Here is an 18254-nt window from a genome sequence, read left to right as displayed (position 1 = left end):
TTCCCTCGCGCATCACTCGCAGACGTGCCCTATAGCCGTGACGTCCATCCCTGCGTTTGCGAGTCGTGATCGAACCGATAATGGCCTTTTTATTTGGCCCGAAATGAGCGGAAATGAGGCGGACGAAAGGTGCTTATAAGTGGTTGTTAAAAATATGAAACAAGACATATCAACGGCCTCTCGCCTGTCCGTTGCGCCGATGATGGATTGGACCGACCGCCATTGCCGGTACCTGCATCGGTTGATGTCGCATCATGCGCTTTTGTACACCGAAATGGTGACCGCCCCGGCTTTGGTGCGCGGTGGGGCTGTGCATTTATTGACCTTCAACCCGGAGGAACATCCGGTCGCGGTACAGCTTGGCGGCTCTGATCCGGTTGAGTTGCAAGAGGCCACGAAGATTTGCGTCGATCACGGCTATGATGAGATCAATCTCAACGTTGGCTGCCCGTCTGATCGAGTGCAATCGGGGGCGTTTGGCGCGGTGTTGATGAAGTCGCCGGAGCTTGTGGCGGACTGCGTCACGTTGATGCAAAAGGCGGCGGGTGCGGTGCCTGTGACGGTGAAATGCCGCATCGGGGTGGATGATCAAGAACCGACCGAGGTTTTGCCCGCCTTCGTTGAGACCATGCGCGCCGCAGGTATCACCCGGATGCAAATTCATGCCCGCAAGGCCTGGCTTGACGGGCTCAGCCCCAAACAAAACCGCGATATTCCGCCTTTGGATTACCCGCTGGTCCATGCGATGAAAGAGGTCTTCCCCGATCTGCATCTGTCGATCAATGGTGGTATTCAAAGTCTTGAAATGGTGGAAGAAGAACTGACCTATATGGATGGCGTCATGGTCGGGCGCGCCGCCTATCATCAGCCCTATGACATTTTAGGCGCGGCAGATGCGCGGATTTTTGGCGACACCCGCGTGGCACTGACCCGGCATGAGGTCGTGCTGGCGATGGAGGACTATATTGGCCGGCATATCGCGGAGGGGGGCAAGTTGGCGCAGATCACCAAACATATGTTGGGGCTGTTCGCCGGCCAACCCGGCGCGCGGCGGTGGAAACGTGTGCTCTCCGAGGGCGCACATAAAGACGGCGCGGGGTTTGAACTGGTGAAAGAGGCTTTGCCAGAGTGACGACATGAGTGACGATTTGCGCAGGAGGCATATATGATGAAAGACGTTCCCAGCCTGTTAGAGGCGACACAGGCCAACAAAGCCGCTTGGGAGGCCTCTGCGTCTCTGCATGGGACGGGCGCGGGGTGGGAGGCGCTGCTCAAAGCGGCGTCAGAACCGGGGTTCTCAACCTTTGACACCTGCTTGGCGCAGACGCTTGGCGCTCTTGATCTCTCGGGCAAACGCGCGGTGCAGATTGGATGCAACAATGGGCGCGAACTGTTGTCTTTGGCGAGCTTTGGCGCAGTACCTGCGGTGGGGATCGACCATTCCGGGGCCTTTCTCGCACAGGCGCGTATGCTGTCAGAGGCGGCAAAACGCACGCCTGAGTGGATCGAGGCAAATGTATACGAGTTGCCGTCCGACATGCGCAGGTTCGATTTTGCGCTGATCACCATCGGTGTGCTCAACTGGATGCCCGATCTGGCGCGGTTTTTCGAGATTGTCGCGGGGCTGATGGCGCCCGGCGCCCGGCTGGTGATCTATGAGACCCATCCGGTGATGGAAATGTTCGACCCGGTGGCGGAGCAGCCGCATGAGCCAGCGTTCAGTTATTTCCAACAAGTGCCGCATAGGCAGGACGAGATGTTCAGCTATGACGGCCAGGATCACGGCACGGGGACGACCAGTTATTGGTTCCCGCACACACTGGGCGAGATTGTGACCTCCTGTATCCGGGCCGGGTTGCGGATCGAGCGGTTGACGGAACATGGACACAGCAATCGTGAGCCGGAATATGACCTCTATGAGGGACGCGCCGCGCAAATCCCGATGAGCTATACATTGGTTGCGCGGCGCGAAGGTTAGGGCGGATTATTCCGCCGCCTCTTGCCCGCCACGCTTCGGTTTTTTCTCGTTTTTCCCCTTTTTGAGCGTCCCGGTTTCGGGGTGCTCGGGTTCAAATTCCACCACGCTTTCGGGCGTGGCGGTGGGTTGGGTCACCGGGCGCTCGGGGGTTTTGCCCATCTGGGCCTCGCGTGGCGCGGGACCGGACGCGAGGGCCGGGGCAGAGGCGCGGTGGGCGTCAAAGTCTTCGGGGGCACCCCAAGCGGCCTCGCCGGTGGGCCAGACGAATTCCGGGTTTTTGGCGCGTTTGGCTTCGGCGCGCAGACGGAAATCTTCGGCCGTGCGCGATTGACGGCCCAACAGCGTGGCCAAACGCATGGTCAGATGATGCGCAATGTCCCAGAACCAGACCCGCAAAGCCAACATCGCGGGCGTGAAGATCAGCGTCAAAATCGTTGCGATGCCAAGACCAAAGACCACGGCGGTGGCCAGGTTGGTCCAGAAATCCGCCGTTGGCGAATTCATCGAATAGCCGCCATTGATAAAGTCCAACGAGAGGCCAAACATCATTGGCGTCAGGCCCGCCATGGTGGTGATCGTGGTCAAAAGCACGGGGCGGATGCGGTCCTCGGCGGTGCGCACGATGGCCTCGATCCGGGGCATGAACCGGGAATATTCCTGGTAGGTGTCAATGAGCACGATGTTGTTGTTCACCACGATCCCCGCGAGGGCCACGACCCCGGTGCCGGTCATGATCATGCCGAATGTCATGTCCATCACCAAAAGGCCGACCAAGACGCCCGCCGTGGACATGACCACCGCCATCAGCACCAAAACGGAATTATAGAAACTGTTGAACTGGGCCAGAAGGATGATGAACATCAGGGCCAAGGCGGCGCTGAAACCTTTGACCAAAAACGCCCCGGTTTCCTTTTGCTCCTCATCATCTCCGGTCCATTCCCATGTGACGGAATTGGCCAATGGGGCCTCGCTCTCAAGCCAGGTGGTCAGAGTTTCGATCCGTTCGGTCGGGGTGATCGCCACGCCGTCCTCGCGGGTCAGGCCGGAGTCGACCGCGGCTTTGACATCGTAATAGCGTTGCTGATCGACCCGGTCGATTTGCGCCAGCTTGGCGACGGGTTGACGGGTGATGAAATTCGACAGCGGCACAAGCCCGTCCATCGTACGCACTTTGAGCGTGTCGAGCGTGGACAGCACCCGGTCCTGTTCCGGCAGGCGCACACGAATGTCGATTTCCTCATCCGAGCTGTCGACCCGCATGGTGTCGAGCAACAGCCCGCGCGTCACCAATTGGATCATGCCACCGACGGTGGCCACATCCGCGCCATAGCGCCCGGCCTTGGCGACATCGACGTCGATTTGCCAATCAATGCCGGGCAGGGGGCGGGTGTCTTCGATATCGGTCAGCGCCGGGGTCGCCTCATATTTGGCGCGCACAAGGGCGGTGGCCGTTTCCAAATCCTCGAAACTGTCGCTCTTGAGGCGCAAATGCACCGGTTTGGCCGAAGCCGGCCCCATCGCCAGATTGAGCGTTTCGGTGTAGATGCCGGGGATTTCGGCCAGTCGGGCCTCCAACTGGGCCAAGACATAATCGCCGTCATACTCCGGCGCAACATGGGTGTCCTCAAAGAACAACCAGCCGTCCTTGGTTTCGGTCGGGCGGTCTTCCCATGGAATCAATTCGACTTGGATTTGCCCGATGGTGTCGCGCGGCGATGATCCGCCGCCGGTGTTGGCGTTGAGCCCTCCGGAGCCCGCAAAGGCAAAGGCATTGTCGACGCCCGGCTGGGTCAACACCACCTCTTCGGCTTGACGCACCAGCGCATCTTTTTCCGCCACCGAGAGGTTGCCGCGCGCCGAACATAGATGATCGCCTGTTCGGGCTCAGAAGCGGCAAAAAATTCAATGCCCTTGTTGTGTTTGCCGTAATAGCCAAAGACCGAGATCACGCCAAAAACCACCACACCAATCGCCACCAAAGGCATCACCGGGTTGCCCGCGATGGCATGGGTGAAATGGCCGAATAGGGTGCGTTTGTAGCCGGATTTGACCTTTTTCTCCGCCCGTTCGATCCGGGCTGCCGACAACATGATGCCCGTCAGCGATGAGCCGATGAGGAACAAAGCGCCGCCGACAATCTTGGGCATAATACCAGAAGCCCCCACGCCCATGAGATAGCTGGGGTTCATCAATTGCATCAGGCCCAGGAACACCAGATAGGCCGAAGGCGCGACCAAAACGGCGCGCAGCCAATAGGGCGTGGTGGCGCGCAGGCCCGCTGAGGCGCGGTCAAACAGCCGCGCGATCCGGCCTGACACACCGCCCATGACCGGCAGGTAAATCAGCGCCACAATCAGAGATGCGGAGAGCACAAAGATGATCGTCACCGGCAGCATGCCCATGAATTCGCCCGCAACGCCGGGCCAAAACAGCATCGGCAAAAATGCGCAAAGCGTGGTGGCGGTGGAGGAGACGATCGGCCAGAACATCCGTTTGGCCGCCTCGACAAAGGCCGCCATCGGGCCTTCGCCCTCGTCCATTTTGCGGTCGGCATATTCGACCACCACAATCGCGCCATCGACCAACATGCCCACGGCCAGAATGAGGCCAAACATCACGATATTGGAAATGGTGATGCCCATCAGCCCCAAGAGGATGAAACACAGGAGAAACGAGGTCGGAATGGCAAAGCCACGAGCAAAGCCGAGCGGATGCCTAAAGAGGCCAACACCACGATCATCACCAGCGCCACGGCGGTCAGAACCGAGCCTTCAAGCTGGCTCACCATCGAGGCGACCTGACGCGACTGATCGTTGGAGGTGCCGACAACCACGGCGTCTTGCAGGGCTTGCGGCCAGGTTTTGACCTCGGCGCGCACCTCCTCTTTGACCAAGGCAACCGTGTCGATGATCGGGTAGCCTTTGCGTTTGACGATCTGAAGCGCGACGGTGTTTTCGCCGTTGAACCGTGCCGTGCCCTCGCGGTCTTCAAAGGTCAGGCGGATGTCGGCCAAATCGCCCAGCGTGACGACACGGTCGCCATTGACCTTGACGGGCAGGGCCATGACATCGCGCTGATCTTTGAACGACGATGGGATTTTGACCGAAAATGTCCCTTGATCGGTTTCCACTTCGCCCGCTGCAACAAGGCGATTGTTGTTGGTGACGACCGAGATCAATTCGCCCGCCGTGACATTGTAAGATTCAAGCCGCAGCGGGTCGATGACCACCTCCAGCATCTCGTCGCGCTGTCCGGCAAGCTGCGCTTCCAAAATCGGCTCCAGGCCCTCAATCCGGTCCTGCATTCGCTTGGCATATTGGACCAAAGTACGTTCGGGCACGGGGCCGGTCAGGTTGACGATCAGGATGGGAAATTCGGAAAAGTTGATCTCGGTGATTGAATAATTGTCCGCCCCCGTGGGGAAATTCGCCTGAACCCGGCCCATGCGGTCGCGCACATCGGCGATGATTTTGGTCTTGTCCCAACCAAATTCAAACTCAAGCGCGATGCCGCCATAGCCTTCGGCGGCGGTGCCCGACAAGGTTTTGAGACCGTCCAGATCGGAGAGTTCCGTCTCCATCGGTTTGACCAAGAGCTTCTCGGCGTCTTCGGCGGAAATGCCGGGGAAAGGGACGGAGACAAAGAGCGCGGGGATCTCGATATCCGGTTCGCCCTCTTTTGGCAGGCTGACATAGGCAAATGTCCCCGCGATCAAGGTGAGCGCGATGAAGGCGAGGATCATCCGGGCGCGTTCGCCCGCCCAATCGACGAGGCCGGTCATTGGTCGCTCTCCATAGGCGTCTCCATAGGCGTCTCCATAGGCGTCTCCATGGGCGTCTCCATCTGCGTCTCTGTATCGGCTGCGGTGGGGGCCTCCTCAAAAGAGGCCGCCACCAAAACCCCGGCTTTGACAAAATCCTGACCCACCACGATGATGTCGACCTCATCGGCCAGACCTGCCACCCAAATGCCCTCGCGGGTGTCGCGCAGCACCTGAACCGGGGCAAATTCGGCGCGGCTGTCCGCACCGAGGAGCCGCAGCCCGATTTGGCCCTCATCGTCCAGAGTCAGCGCCGATTGCGGCACCAGATGTGCGGCCAGACCGGCGGCGGAGATTGCCATTTCAACGGTTTGACCATCGCGGATGGAGAAATCCGGGTTAGGGATTTCGACCTCAACCCGGAACGTGCGGGTCGAAGGATCGGCGGAGCGCGACAGGAAGGTGACGCGGCCGGTGACTTCGGGGCCAGAAATCAACCGTGCGCCCGCCAAAGCCCCGACCTCAATCGCCGCCACGTCTGCTTCCGGTGCGTAACCGACCAATTTGATCGGATCGAGTTGGATCACCGTGGCGCAGGCGGAGCCTGAGGACAAGAACGTGCCAAGCTCGGCCGTGTCGCTTTCCAAAAGCCCGGCAAACGGCGCTTTGATGGTGAGGTTTTCGATGTCGCGGGAGGCCAAGGCGACCGCCGCGCGCGCGCTTTCGATCCCGGCCTCGGCGGTCAGGATCTGAGTCTCGGAGGCATAGCCACCTTCGGCCAGTTTGCGCGCATTCGCCAACGCCACCTCGGCCTGGGTGAATTCGGCCTTGGCTTGGGCCAATGTCGCCTCGCGGGTGCCTATATCAAGCTCACAAAGCGTTTGATCGACCTGAACATAAGCGCCTTTGCGCAGCGGGGCGTTGACCACACGACCGGAGGTTTCCGCCGTCACATTGACTTCGCGCGCCGCTTCGGTTTCCCCCCGTACAACCACCACATTTGTCAAAAGCTGTGCGGTGGAGTGGCGCACCACCACGGAAACGGGACGGGCCTCACCCATGGTTTTTTGCGCGGGCGTTGCAAATTCTGATTCTGTCTGTGCGGTGGTGTCTGGCGTTTCCCCGGAAGGCGGGCTGTCTGAGGCGGCAAAATTGGTCAGCCGATCACGCTCAAAGACAAAGAAATACAGAGCAATGGTGACAAGCAAGGCGATGACGATGGAAACAATACGCATGTGGGTCTCTGTCTCGGTCTGGGGCGTCCTCTCTTCTCAGAGAGGCTGGGTTTCAGTTCGATATACGGCGTCGTGCACACAACAGTTCATTTTGCCGGATATTTTTGGCAGATATTTTGCGGCCTGTCAGGTTTTGTGGCGCGTTCACCATAGAGTTAACATCATTAACATTGCGGCCAAGATGGGGAGATCGCAGGGCAATCACAAGGTCGCGATGGAAAAAAATCGCCTGAATATAGAAATTTCGGTCTCTGCAGGTTAAAATTCGCTCAGATTGCACCTTGCTTGTGACGGCGTTGGTGACAGCGGCGTGATCACGAGGCCACGGTAAGGAGCCTAACCCAAGCCGGAATGCGGCTCAAGTCGTGAGGGGCCGACACCGTGGGCAGGGCCGTGGCCAACACCATGGGCAGGACGATTTGCCACGCTCCCCGATCCAGACCGTTGCTCAGGTCTTGGCATTCGGTTTCAGATCGGGGTATGAGGGGGCAACAGGTTGAAACATAATGACCGCACGCCGTGTTGCGAGATGGGGGCCCCTTGAGCCAAACCGACAGTTTTATCGACGAGGTGACCGAAGAGGTCCGCCGTGACAAATTCTATGCTTTTCTGCGCAAGTTTGGCTGGATCGGCATTTTGGCCGTCTGTGTTCTGGTCGGGGGCGCGGCGTGGAATGAATACGCCAAAGCCCAAGCCCGGACTCAGGCAGAGGCCATGGGCGATGCGTTGACGGCGGCGCTTGAGGGCGCGGATGCCACGGCACGGGCGCAAGCCTTGGCCGAGATTGGCGGCGAGGGCGATGTCCGGGTGATCACGGCGATGCTGCGCGCGGGCGAATTGCATGCGGCGGGCGATGCCAAAGGGGCGATTGCCGCTTTGGCGCCATTTACCGCGGATGCCATGTTGGACCCGGTGTATCGCGATTTGGCCGTGCTCAAAACCGCCATGATCGGTGCGGGCGACATCCCGGCTGAAGAGCGGGTGAGCCAGCTTGCGGGCATTGCCGCCCCCGGCGCGCCGTACAGGCTTTTGGCCGAAGAACAAATTGCCGCCGCTCAGGTTGAAATGGGTCAGGTCGAGGCGGCGATTGATGGCTATCGGGCGATCTCGCAAGATGGTGAGGCAAGTAATGCCTTGCGTCGGCGTGCGCTGCAGATGATTGTGGCGCTTGGAGCCGACCCGGCGGTTGAGTGAGCGCCGGGTGAGTGCATATGGTGCCTCTCGGGGCGTGGGTTTAAGTCGAGTTGAGACAAATGGGAGTGCGGGCATGATCGGTCAGGCAGGGAAAGCGGGGCTTTTTTGCGCCGTGCTGGCGCTCACGGCATGTGGGGCTGGACGCGAAGAGATCCTGTCAGGGCAGCGCCTTGATCCGCGCGAAGGCTTGGTCTTTGGTCCGGCGCAGACCGAGACGGCCAACCGGGTTGAAAATATCGCCCTTGGTCAACAGGTCAGCCGCGCCGCATGGACCACAACCGGGGCCGGGCGGTTGCATGCCTCTGGTCACAATGCCTTTACCTCAGGCACGCCAACTGTGGCTTGGACCGCGCCGATTGGCCAAGGCAACTCGCGCAAACTGCGCCTCTCTGTTGATCCTGTCGCCGCGAACGGTTTGGTCGTGGCGATGGATGCGGCGGCGCACTTGACCGCCGTGTCTGCCGCCTCTGGTGCGCCGGTGTGGTCGGTCGATCTGACGCCCGCGGGCGAAAAGCCCGGCAAGGCCTCAGGCGGGGCTTTGGCGATTGAGGGCACAACCGTTTATGCCACCATTGGTTACGGCGAACTGATTGCTTTGGATTTGACCACGGGCGCGGTCAAATGGCGGCAATCCTTGGATGCTGTGGGGGCCTCTGGCCTCGCGGTCTATGATGGCTTGGTCTATGTCGTGGCGGGCGATGGCCAGGGCTGGGCGGTGAAAACATCGGATGGCCGGGTCAAATGGCAAATCAGTGGACCCGAAACCGTAACCTCGCGCGTAGGTGCCGCCTCGCCGGTTGTCACCGACCGTATGGTGGTCTTCCCCTTTGCCTCCGGCGATCTGTACGGCGCATTCCGCAAGGGCGGCATCCGCATGTGGTCCGCCTCTTTGGCTGGCCAACGCAAAGGCGTGGTCTACGCCAATATCTCTGACATCACATCCGATCCTGTGGTCGTAGGCCCGACGATGTATGTCGGCAACCAAGCCGGACGCTATGCCGCCTTTGACGTCGAGACCGGCGCGCGCAAGTGGACCGCGGATGAGGGCGCCTATAGCCCGGCGACGGTGATCGGCGGATCGGTGTTTATCGTCACGGATCGCAACGCTTTGGTGCGGTTGTCTGCTGCCACCGGCGCACGGGTCTGGTCGGTGCAACTGCCGTTTTTCACCACCGATAAAGAGCGCAAACGCAAAGATGTCTTTGCCCATTACGGGCCTGTGGCGGCGGGGGGCAAACTTTGGGTTGCCTCCAATGACGCGGTGTTGCGGGGCTTTGATCCGGCCTCGGGTGCGCTGGTTGCCTCTGTCGCCTTGCCCAAGGGCGCGGCCTCCGACCCGATCGTTGTCGGGGGCGTGATGTATGTGCTGCTTGAGGACGGGAACCTGGCCGCACTGCGTTAAGGCCTTTACCGCGCCCCCGGTTTGGGTGTATCGGGGCCGCTAAAGCGTGCGGCCTTTGACCTGTTTCGGGGAAAAGGCGGTGCGCAGCGCAACATCTCAGCGTGTCGCACCTTTCGCCAAGAACCCCGTGTCTCAGGTGTGTGGCGGACCGTTTTAGACTATGATCCGGAGCTATCCTCATGAGTTTTTCGCTTGCCATCGTTGGCCGTCCCAATGTGGGCAAATCGACCCTGTTCAACCGTCTGGTTGGGCGGCGTCTGGCGCTTGTGGATGACCAGCCGGGGGTGACCCGCGACCTGCGCGAAGGCGAGGCGCGGCTTGTGGACCTACGTTTCACCGTGATCGACACTGCCGGGCTTGAGGAAGCGACCGATGAATCGCTTCAGGGCCGGATGCGCAAACTCACCGAGCGCGCGGTCGATATGGCCGACATTTGCCTGTTTATGATTGACGCCCGCGTGGGCATTTTGCCCGCCGACGAAATCTTTGCCGAAATCCTGCGCAAACGCGCCAAACATGTGATTTTGGCGGCCAATAAGGCCGAGGGCAAAGCCGGCGAGGGCGGGCTTTTGGAGGCCTATGCCTTGGGTCTGGGCGAGCCTTTGCGCCTCTCTGCCGAACATGGCGAGGGCATGCATGAGCTGTATGACGCGCTGTTGCCGCTCTCGAAAGAATTCGACGAACGCGCCGCCTCTGAGGCGCCTGTGACCGACATTGAATTGTCCGAGGAAGAAGCAGCCCTGGGCGAGGATTTCGAAGAAGGCGATGAGGCCGGATTTTCGCGCGACTTTACCCTTGATAAACCGCTGCAAATCGCCGTCGTTGGCCGTCCGAACGCCGGGAAATCCACGCTGATCAACAAGTTGCTTGGCGAAGAGCGGCTTTTGACCGGGCCAGAAGCGGGCATCACCCGTGACAGTATTTCGGTGACGATGACGTGGAACGACGTGCCTGTTCGGGTGTTCGACACGGCGGGGATGCGCAAAAAGGCCAAGGTTCAGGAAAAACTTGAGAAACTCTCGGTCTCTGACGGGCTGCGTGCGGTGAAATTCGCCGAAGTGGTCGTCGTGTTGCTCGACGTGTCGATCCCCTTTGAACAACAAGACCTGCGCATCGCCGATTTGGCCGAACGCGAAGGTCGTGCGGTGGTGATCGCGGTCAACAAATGGGACGAAGAGACCGATAAATCCAACAAAGCCAAGGCTCTGCGCGAAGAATTCACCCGGCTTTTGCCTCAGCTGCGCGGCGCGCAATTGGTGACGGTGTCGGCGCTGACCGGCAAGAATCTGGACAAGCTGCAAGAGGCGATTTTGAATGCGCATGCGGTGTGGAACCGTCGCGTCTCCACCGCCAAGCTCAACAATTGGCTGGGCGCGATGACCACGGCGCACCCGCCGCCCGCGCCCGGTGGCCGCCGGATCAAGCTGCGCTACATGACCCAAGTCAAGGCGCGCCCACCGCAATTCGTGGTAATGTGCAGCCATCCTGAGGAATTGAACGACAGCTATAAACGCTATCTGATCAATGGGTTGCGTGAAGATTTTGATATGCCCGGCACGCCGATCCGGCTGTTTTTCCGCTCACAGGGCGACAAGAACCCGTTCAAGAACAAAACCAAATCCATGCCATCGCGCCTGCGCAAGCACCTCGGAAAAGATCGTGCCGACGCGCCAAAGGTCCAAAAACAGCGCCCTCCAAAACGCTGAGGCTACCAAGACAGTCGCATTGAAAAAGGCGCCCGTCGGATATCCCGCGGGCGCCTTTTGTGTCTTGTATCTCTTGCCGCCCGAGCGACAGTCAGCGGCTGAGGTTACACTTGAGCCATATGCTGATGATCGGAAGTTTCGTGCCGTCCGGTTGTGTCGAGAAACCGGGTTCGCCCTCGGCTTTGATGGAAATGCCGTTCTCGAATCCCTGATCGACACAGATTTTGCCGATGCGGCGGATTACCTCTGGTTCGGACACGAGTTTCGGATTGTAGGTGACTTGGAACGTCGAGAGACGTCCGTTGTTTTCCAACGGGAACAGGAGTTCAATCCCGCGTTGATCCGCAGGTTCAAGAAGCACGTCCTTGATCTTCTGACGGCGGTCCGCAGCCGCTTGCGGGTCAACGGAACAGGCGGAAAGGGCGGCAATCAAAGCCGCACCGATAAAAAAGTTCTTCATTCAAGAGTCCTATACCAAATGCATCGAAAGGGCCTGAACATGACCCTCGGCACCACTTAGAGGATGTCAGAGGTTCAGATCAACCCAGATCGGAACGTGATCCGACGGTTTTGCCTTGGCGCGGGTATAGGCGTCGATCTGGCAATCGCGCAACAGGTCGGCGGCTTGCGGTGAGAGCAGGAAATGGTCGATGCGGATGCCATCGTTTTTGTCAAACGCACCGCCTTGGTAGTCCCAGAATGTGTAGGTGTTGGGGGCGTTGTTTTTGACCCGTAGCGCATCGGTAAAGCCGAGGTTCATCAAGCGGCGAAAGGCGGCGCGGGACTCGAGGCGAAACAGCGCATCGTCCTTCCACGCCTCGGGGCGTTTGGCGTCCTCGGGCTGTGGGATCAGGTTGAAATCGCCTGCCATGAGAAAGGGCTGTTCTTCGCGCATCAATTCACGCGCGCGCGCCTCAAGGCGCTCGAACCATTTGAGTTTAAAGTCATATTTTGAGCCAGGCACCGGCGCGCCCTCGGGGGTCAACTCCACTGGATTGCCATTCGGCAGGTAGAGGCCGCAGATGCGGATCGCCTGTGTGTCGCCAACCACCGTGGCCTCAATGTAGCGCGCCTCGATATCGTCTGCGCCGTCGCGACCTGCACCTTCCGCGCCGGGTAAGCCGCGGGTGACGTCTTCGAGTGGGCGTTTGGACAGGAGAGCCACGCCGTTGAAGGATTTTTGGCCATAGGTTTCAACATTATAGCCCATGTCCTCAAAGAGGTCGCGGGGGAAGTTGTCGTCGACCGATTTGATCTCTTGCAAGATCGCCACATCGGGCTCGGCCTCTTTCAGCCACTCCTGCAACGCCTCGACGCGGGCCTTGATGCCGTTGATGTTGAAACTGGCGATTTTCATATGCGTCTCCTCGTCTTTGACTCTTTGTATGGCGAAGGGCGCGGAAGGGAAAGGAGGGATCAGCCCCGATCTGCGATTGCGCGCCCACAGGCGGCGGCAGAGGCCCAGGCCCATTGGAAATTATAACCGCCAAGCCAGCCGGTGACATCGACAACTTCGCCGATGAAATAAAGCCCGGGAACGGATTTGACCTCCATGGTTTTGGAGGAGAGTGCATGGGTGTCAACGCCACCCAGAGTGACCTCGGCGGTGCGGTAGCCCTCCGATCCGGTGGGTTTGAGGGGCAGTGAGTGGATCAGATCGGCCAAAGCGTGCAGTTTGGCGTCGGATTGATCGGCGAGATTGCCCGTGAGGTTCCATTTTTGCGCCAGAGCGGCGGCCAATTTGGTGGGGAACAACAGCGAGAGCGCCGTGTGCATTTGGCGGCGGCCATTCTCGGAGCGGGCGGTTTTGAGGGCGTCAAAGGCGGAACGGGCGGGCAAGAGATCGACGTGAATCTCTTCGCCCTCGCGCCAGTAATTTGACGCCTGCAACACCGCCGGGCCTGAGAGACCGCGATGGGTGAACAAAAGCGCCTCATCAAAGGAGGTGCCGCCCGCTCCGACACGCGCGTCAAGCGCGGTGCCAGCCAAGGGCACGATCCAGTCCAAATCCTGTGGACCGAACGTGAGGGGCACCAAGCCGGGGCGGGTCTCGACGAGGGGCACGCCGAATTGTGTGGCGATCTGATAGCCCAATCCGGTGGCACCCATTTTGGGTATGGATTTGCCGCCGGAGGCGATCACCAGATGGCGCGTTGCAACCTCGCGCCCAGATAGAGTCACGCGAAACTCTGTGCCATCATGCGTGACCTCGTCCACGGTGGTGGAGAGGCGCAGATCGGCGGCGCGGGCCTCATGCAGAAGCATTTCGACAATGGCGGCGGATTTGCCGTCGCAAAACAATTGTCCGAGGGTTTTCTCATGCCAGGTGATGCCATGCTGGGCCAAAAGCTCGATGAAATCCCATTGGGTGTAGCGCGCCAAAGCGGATTTGGCGAAATGCGGGTTTTGCGACAGGTAATTGTCCGGCCCTGCGTCCAGATTGGTGAAATTACAGCGTCCGCCACCGGAAATCCGCACCTTTTCGGCGGGGCGTTTGGCGTGATCCACAACCAGCACCCGTGCGCCTTTGGCGGCTGCAAATTTGGCGCAAAACAATCCTGCTGCGCCTGCACCGATGATGATCGTGTCAAACTGTTCCATGCCCGGCTCCTTGGCTGTGGTTTGAACAGGCAGGAGCGGATTTGGCAAGAGACGTGGCAGGATTTGCCCGATCTTTCATCTTCGGCCCCGATGTCTCAAACGGAAACAGGCCCCGCGTGATGCGAGGCCTGTTCACTGCGCCTTGGGAGGGGCGAATTACCCTTGGTTAAAGTCGCTGATCGTCGCTGTGGCCACGGGGGCCATGCCATCGACGCTCAAGACCACAAGCGCTTTTTGCGCCACGTTTGGCTGAAGCTGGACTTTCACGTTCTCATTGGCCCCGGCGTGAACCATTTCAGAACCAAGAAGCGCGCCTTGGGTGCCGTCGGTGAAATCATAGATCGACACGGTGCCGCCATTATCGGCGCGTACAAGGTCCAGATTGATGACTGAGTTCGTATGCTCGTAGGTGCCCGGGATGATGTAATTGTAGGACATACCGGCGGCAAATGCGGCGGTGCCGGAGGCCAACGCGATGAGTGAAGCAGCGGCGAGGGTTTTGAGGGAATTGAAGGTCATTGTCTTATCCTTTCCTGATCTTGTTTTACGAGCGGCGGATAACTGACAGGGTATATTCCGTCGTTGTGAAAGACAGGTGGGGGTGCCGCCCCGCGATGTTAAGGGGTTGAAAGATCACAAGAAACGGAACGGTTTGTGAGGTGGCGTGTGCGTGCGGCTTGGTCCAGATACCAAACGCCCCGCGTTTTGGCGCAGGGCGTTTGGACAGGTCAAAGGTGTCGGTTTGCGGAGCGGATCACATCGAAAACGAGGTGCCACAGCCACAGGACGAGGTCGCATTGGGGTTTTCAATCACGAACCGCGCGCCGATCACCTCTTCGGTAAAATCAATCACGGCGTTTTCCAAAAATGGCAAAGACACCGGGTCAATCACCACCGTGCCGCCGGTGCCGGACAACACAATGTCGTCGCTCGCAGGCTCGTCCAGCGTGATGTCATATTGAAATCCTGAACAGCCGCCCCCCTCAACCGCGACGCGAAGCGCCTTGGACTCGCCCGTCGCCGCGTTGATCTCAGAGAGGCGTTCATAGGCGCGGGCGGTCACTTTTGGGGGCAGGGTGAGGGACATGATGCTACCTTTTGGTCTAAAGCGGCGGGAATTCACCGAATTTCAGCGATTTAAAGCAGAAACAAGGGATAACCCCGTGTCATCTGTTTGTTGTAGGGCTTGTCTCTTAATATAAGTGTGAAAAAGATCATCGACAAGGACATGGCGCGGCAATGGCGCGAGAGACGTGCCATGCGACCGCTCGATCCGGTCATAGATAGCAGGACAGGCAGATGTTGAAACCCTATGCAAGCCAACCGTTTGAAACCCGCGGGCGGCTTTTCCCGGAAAAACTCTCGACCTTTCGCTCGCCGTTTCAACGCGACCGGGATCGGATCATTCATTCTTCGGCCTTTCGCCGCCTCAAACACAAGACCCAGGTCTTTGTCGAACATGAGGGCGATTATTACCGCACCCGTCTGACCCATTCGATCGAGGTGGCGCAGGTGGCGCGCACCTTGGCCGGGGCATTGGGGCTGAATGAAGGCTTGGCGGAGGCTGTGGCGCTGGCGCATGATCTGGGCCATTCGCCCTTTGGTCACACCGGCGAGGATGCGCTTGAACTGTTGATGGCGCCTTATGGCGGCTTTGATCACAACGCCCAGGCGCTGCGGATCGTCACCAAGCTGGAAAAGCACTACGCCGATTTTGATGGGCTGAACCTGACATGGGAAAGCCTTGAGGGGCTGGCCAAACACAATGGTCCGGTGATGGGGCCACATGCCGACCCGAAAAAGCACCCGGCGGACGCGCCACTGCCCTATGCGCTCAAAGAGGTGAACGATCAGTTTGATCTTGAACTCTACACCTTTGCCAGTGCCGAGGCGCAGGTGGCGGCGATTGCCGATGATGTGGCTTACAATCACCACGACCTGCATGACGGCCTGCGCGCGGGGTTGTTTACCGCCGCCGATTTGATGGAATTGCCGCTGACTGGCCCGGCTTACGCAGAGGTCGATCGCGACTACCCCGGCCTTGATCCGCATCGGCGCGATCACGAGGCGCTGCGGCGGATTTTTGGTTATATGGTCGAGGATGTGATCACCATTGCCACCAACCGTTTGGAGAGCGCCAAGCCCGAAACGGCGCAGGATATTCGCGAGATGGACCGCACGATCATTCGCTTTTCCAAACCGTTCTTTCAAAACCTTAAAGCGATTAAATCGTTTTTGTTCAAACGGATGTATCGCGCTCCTACGGTGATCAAAGAACGCGAACGGGTGACGCATATGGTCAACACGCTGTTTCCTTTGTTCATGAAACAGCCCGAGCTGTTGCCCGAGGAATGGCGTCATGAGGTGGAGCTGGCGCAGAGCGATACGGAACTGGCTCGCATTGTTTTGGACTATGTGGCCGGGATGACCGATCGCTTTGCCATTCAGGAATTTGAGCGGCTTTGCACCTAAGTCTGTGACGACAGAGCGCACACAAGACCACATGGGGGAAGGACGATCATGGCCACGGACACGATGACAGGGATGAACCCGGTGGAAGCCTTTGCGCTGGTCGGCGTTTTGGGTGTGGGCGCGCAATGGCTGGCGTGGCGATTGAAGCTCCCGGCGATTGTTCTGATGCTGGCGGCGGGGCTGATTGTCGGGCCGGGCTTCGGGCTTTTACAGCCCGCGCGCGACATTGGCCCGGTGGTGCAACCGCTGATTTCTCTGGCGGTGGCGGTGATCCTGTTTGAGGGCGGGCTGACGCTGGATCTGCATAAATTGGGCGATGCCAAACATGGCGTGTTCCGGCTTGTGGTTGTCGGCGCGCCTCTCGGGTGGTTGTTGTCGGCCTCGGCGCTGCATTGGGGTGCGGGGCTGGGCTGGGAGGCCTCGGCGGTGTTTGGCGGCATCATGGTGGTCACGGGGCCAACAGTGATCGCGCCTTTGCTGCGACAGGCGAAACTCCAACGCCGTCCCGCGAACCTGTTGCAATGGGAGGCCATCGTCAACGACCCGGTCGGCGCCTTGGCCGCCGTGTTGGCGTTTGAATTCGTGCTTGTGGGCCGCGAAGCCGAAAGCCTGTCTGCCGCACTCCTGCAATTGGGCTTTGGCATCATTGTGGCCGGCGGTGTGGGGCTTTTGGCCGGGTTGGCAATTTCTTACACGTTCAGACGCGCCTATGTGCCGGAATATATGAAGGTTCCGGTGTTGTTTGTGACCCTGTTGGCGACATTTGCCGTGCCGGATTTGATGCTGCATGAAAGCGGGCTTTTGGCCGTGACGGTGATGGGACTGGTGATCGCCAATGCCGATTTGCCCTCCTTTGACGAGCTGCGCCGGTTCAAAGAACACGCAACGATCCTGTTGGTGTCGGGCGTGTTCATCCTCTTGGCCGCCTCGATGGATTTTGCCTCTCTGGGGCAATTGACCTGGCGGGCCGGACTGTTTGTGGCGCTGGTGATCCTGGTGGCGCGACCTGTGACCGTGCTGGTTGCTTTGATCGGAACCAAATTGCCGCGCAATGAAAAGCTTTTGATCGCCTTCACGGGCCCGCGTGGCGTGGTTTTGGTCGCCGTGGCGGGGCTGTTTGGCGAACGTCTGGCCGCCGCAGGTGTCGAGGGTGCGGGCGTCATCGGGCCACTGGCCTTTGTCTTGGTTTTGGTCACGGTGGTGTTGCATGGGTTCACGCTGGCACCTTTTGCGCGTGCGCTTGGGCTGGCCTCGACGGGCAAGCCGGGGGTGTTGATTCTGGGTGGCTCGCGTTTCACCACTTCACTGGCCGAGGCGCTCAAGCGCGAGGACATCCCGGTGCTGATCGCCGATCCCAACCATGCACGCCTTGTGCGGCCGCGCGCGGCAAATTTGCCGGTGTTTTATGGCGATATTTTGGGCGAGGCGGCCGAAGACAGTCTTGAAATTCTGTCCTATGACACGTTGATCGCGGCCTCGGACAATGACGCCTATAACACCTTGGTTGCGACCGATTTTGGCTCGGAATATGGCCGCGAAAACGTCTGGCAACTGGCTCGTGTGAAAGAGGGCAAAGCCCGCCACAGCCTGCCGACGCAATTGGGGGGGCGGCCCTTTGGGCTGGGTAAAACCTTTGGCGATCTGGATACGCTGATGCAAAGCGGTTGGCGGGTGTCGGTGACGACATTGAGCGAGGATTACGATTTCGAGACATGGAAATCCGATCGCAAAGGCGCGCTTTTGCTGGGCCGTTTGAAAGAGGACGGGACGTTTCGGCGGTTGCTGTCGGAGGATGCGGATATCCTGTTTCCGTTGCGCGCCGAAGCGGAGATTGACGCCTTGCCCGAAGAGCAGCGCGAGAGCGCGCGCGCGGCCCTCAAACGCCGCATGACAGAGGCGCGCGAGG

The 18254-nt window shown here is 59.5% G+C and carries 13 protein-coding genes and 1 pseudogene; 7 read left to right on the top strand and 7 right to left on the bottom strand.

Features of this window, described 5'->3' with window-relative positions:
* Window positions 1-154 precede the first annotated feature (154 nt).
* Window positions 155-1132, top strand: coding sequence for a tRNA dihydrouridine(20/20a) synthase DusA (gene dusA, locus C8029_RS15670; RefSeq protein WP_152003289.1), 978 nt, complete (start codon window positions 155-157; stop codon window positions 1130-1132).
* A 33-nt stretch (window positions 1133-1165) separates the two neighbouring features.
* Complete coding sequence (locus C8029_RS15665; RefSeq protein ID WP_152003251.1) at window positions 1166-1978, top strand: class I SAM-dependent methyltransferase; 813 nt, start codon at window positions 1166-1168, stop codon at window positions 1976-1978.
* A gap of 6 nt (window positions 1979-1984) precedes the next feature.
* Here C8029_RS15665 and C8029_RS15660 read toward each other — a convergent pair.
* Window positions 1985-5759 (bottom strand): annotated as a pseudogene (locus tag C8029_RS15660) (efflux RND transporter permease subunit).
* Entirely contained in the window at window positions 5756-6973 is a 1218-nt protein-coding gene (locus tag C8029_RS15655; RefSeq protein WP_152003250.1) for an efflux RND transporter periplasmic adaptor subunit, read from the bottom strand. Before C8029_RS15655 ends, C8029_RS15660 begins: the two are co-directional and overlap by 4 nt.
* A 540-nt stretch (window positions 6974-7513) precedes the next feature.
* On the opposite strand from C8029_RS15655, the gene C8029_RS15650 reads away from it, so the two are divergent.
* From C8029_RS15650 to der, 3 genes are all read left to right on the top strand, one after another.
* The gene (locus C8029_RS15650; protein WP_040402181.1) at window positions 7514-8167 is read left to right on the top strand and encodes a tetratricopeptide repeat protein; all 654 of its coding nucleotides are present in this window, start codon (window positions 7514-7516) and stop codon (window positions 8165-8167) included.
* Window positions 8168-8240: 73 nt separating this feature from the next.
* Window positions 8241-9569, top strand: coding sequence for a PQQ-like beta-propeller repeat protein (locus tag C8029_RS15645; protein ID WP_152003249.1), 1329 nt, complete (start codon window positions 8241-8243; stop codon window positions 9567-9569).
* 179 nt (window positions 9570-9748) lie between these two features.
* Window positions 9749-11275 (top strand): ribosome biogenesis GTPase Der, encoded by a 1527-nt coding sequence (der, locus tag C8029_RS15640; protein WP_152003248.1) that lies wholly within the window; start codon window positions 9749-9751, stop codon window positions 11273-11275.
* Window positions 11276-11366: 91 nt separating this feature from the next.
* On the opposite strand, the gene C8029_RS15635 is transcribed toward der, so the two are convergent.
* The 5 genes from C8029_RS15635 to C8029_RS15615 form a co-directional block, all read right to left on the bottom strand.
* Complete coding sequence (locus C8029_RS15635; protein ID WP_009571751.1) at window positions 11367-11735, bottom strand: hypothetical protein; 369 nt, start codon at window positions 11733-11735, stop codon at window positions 11367-11369.
* A gap of 66 nt (window positions 11736-11801) precedes the next feature.
* Entirely contained in the window at window positions 11802-12632 is an 831-nt protein-coding gene (gene xth, locus C8029_RS15630) for an exodeoxyribonuclease III (protein ID WP_152003247.1), read from the bottom strand.
* Between the two features lie 59 nt (window positions 12633-12691).
* Window positions 12692-13876: a BaiN/RdsA family NAD(P)/FAD-dependent oxidoreductase gene (locus C8029_RS15625; protein ID WP_152003246.1), complete on the bottom strand. Its 1185-nt coding sequence runs from the start codon at window positions 13874-13876 to the stop codon at window positions 12692-12694.
* A gap of 156 nt (window positions 13877-14032) precedes the next feature.
* Window positions 14033-14395, bottom strand: coding sequence for a hypothetical protein (locus tag C8029_RS15620; RefSeq protein WP_009571754.1), 363 nt, complete (start codon window positions 14393-14395; stop codon window positions 14033-14035).
* Window positions 14396-14630: 235 nt separating this feature from the next.
* Window positions 14631-14963: a HesB/IscA family protein gene (locus C8029_RS15615; protein WP_009571755.1), complete on the bottom strand. Its 333-nt coding sequence runs from the start codon at window positions 14961-14963 to the stop codon at window positions 14631-14633.
* A gap of 212 nt (window positions 14964-15175) precedes the next feature.
* On the opposite strand from C8029_RS15615, the gene C8029_RS15610 reads away from it, so the two are divergent.
* Window positions 15176-16348: a deoxyguanosinetriphosphate triphosphohydrolase gene (locus C8029_RS15610; protein WP_152003245.1), complete on the top strand. Its 1173-nt coding sequence runs from the start codon at window positions 15176-15178 to the stop codon at window positions 16346-16348.
* 48 nt (window positions 16349-16396) lie between these two features.
* Window positions 16397-18254 (top strand): cation:proton antiporter (locus C8029_RS15605; protein WP_152003244.1); only part of this gene is annotated, 1858 nt, incomplete at its 3' end.

Source organism: Roseobacter sp. TSBP12, from assembly GCF_009129705.1.
Lineage (GTDB): Bacteria > Pseudomonadota > Alphaproteobacteria > Rhodobacterales > Rhodobacteraceae > Celeribacter > Celeribacter baekdonensis_A.
The sequence above is the reverse complement of the archived record's forward strand: the minus strand, read 5'-3'. Positions and strand labels throughout refer to the sequence as shown.

Bases quoted from the DNA above. Each gene is read 5' to 3' on its own strand.
- dusA (WP_152003289.1), top strand. From the start codon at position 155: ATGAAACAAGACATATCAACGGCCTCTCGCCTGTCCGTTGCGCCGATG.
- C8029_RS15665 (WP_152003251.1), top strand. From the start codon at position 1,166: ATGATGAAAGACGTTCCCAGCCTGTTAGAGGCGACACAGGCCAACAAA.
- C8029_RS15655 (WP_152003250.1), bottom strand. From the start codon at position 6,973: ATGCGTATTGTTTCCATCGTCATCGCCTTGCTTGTCACCATTGCTCTG.
- C8029_RS15645 (WP_152003249.1), top strand. From the start codon at position 8,241: ATGATCGGTCAGGCAGGGAAAGCGGGGCTTTTTTGCGCCGTGCTGGCG.
- der (WP_152003248.1), top strand. From the start codon at position 9,749: ATGAGTTTTTCGCTTGCCATCGTTGGCCGTCCCAATGTGGGCAAATCG.
- C8029_RS15635 (WP_009571751.1), bottom strand. From the start codon at position 11,735: ATGAAGAACTTTTTTATCGGTGCGGCTTTGATTGCCGCCCTTTCCGCC.
- xth (WP_152003247.1), bottom strand. From the start codon at position 12,632: ATGAAAATCGCCAGTTTCAACATCAACGGCATCAAGGCCCGCGTCGAG.
- C8029_RS15625 (WP_152003246.1), bottom strand. From the start codon at position 13,876: ATGGAACAGTTTGACACGATCATCATCGGTGCAGGCGCAGCAGGATTG.
- C8029_RS15620 (WP_009571754.1), bottom strand. From the start codon at position 14,395: ATGACCTTCAATTCCCTCAAAACCCTCGCCGCTGCTTCACTCATCGCG.
- C8029_RS15615 (WP_009571755.1), bottom strand. From the start codon at position 14,963: ATGTCCCTCACCCTGCCCCCAAAAGTGACCGCCCGCGCCTATGAACGC.
- C8029_RS15610 (WP_152003245.1), top strand. From the start codon at position 15,176: ATGTTGAAACCCTATGCAAGCCAACCGTTTGAAACCCGCGGGCGGCTT.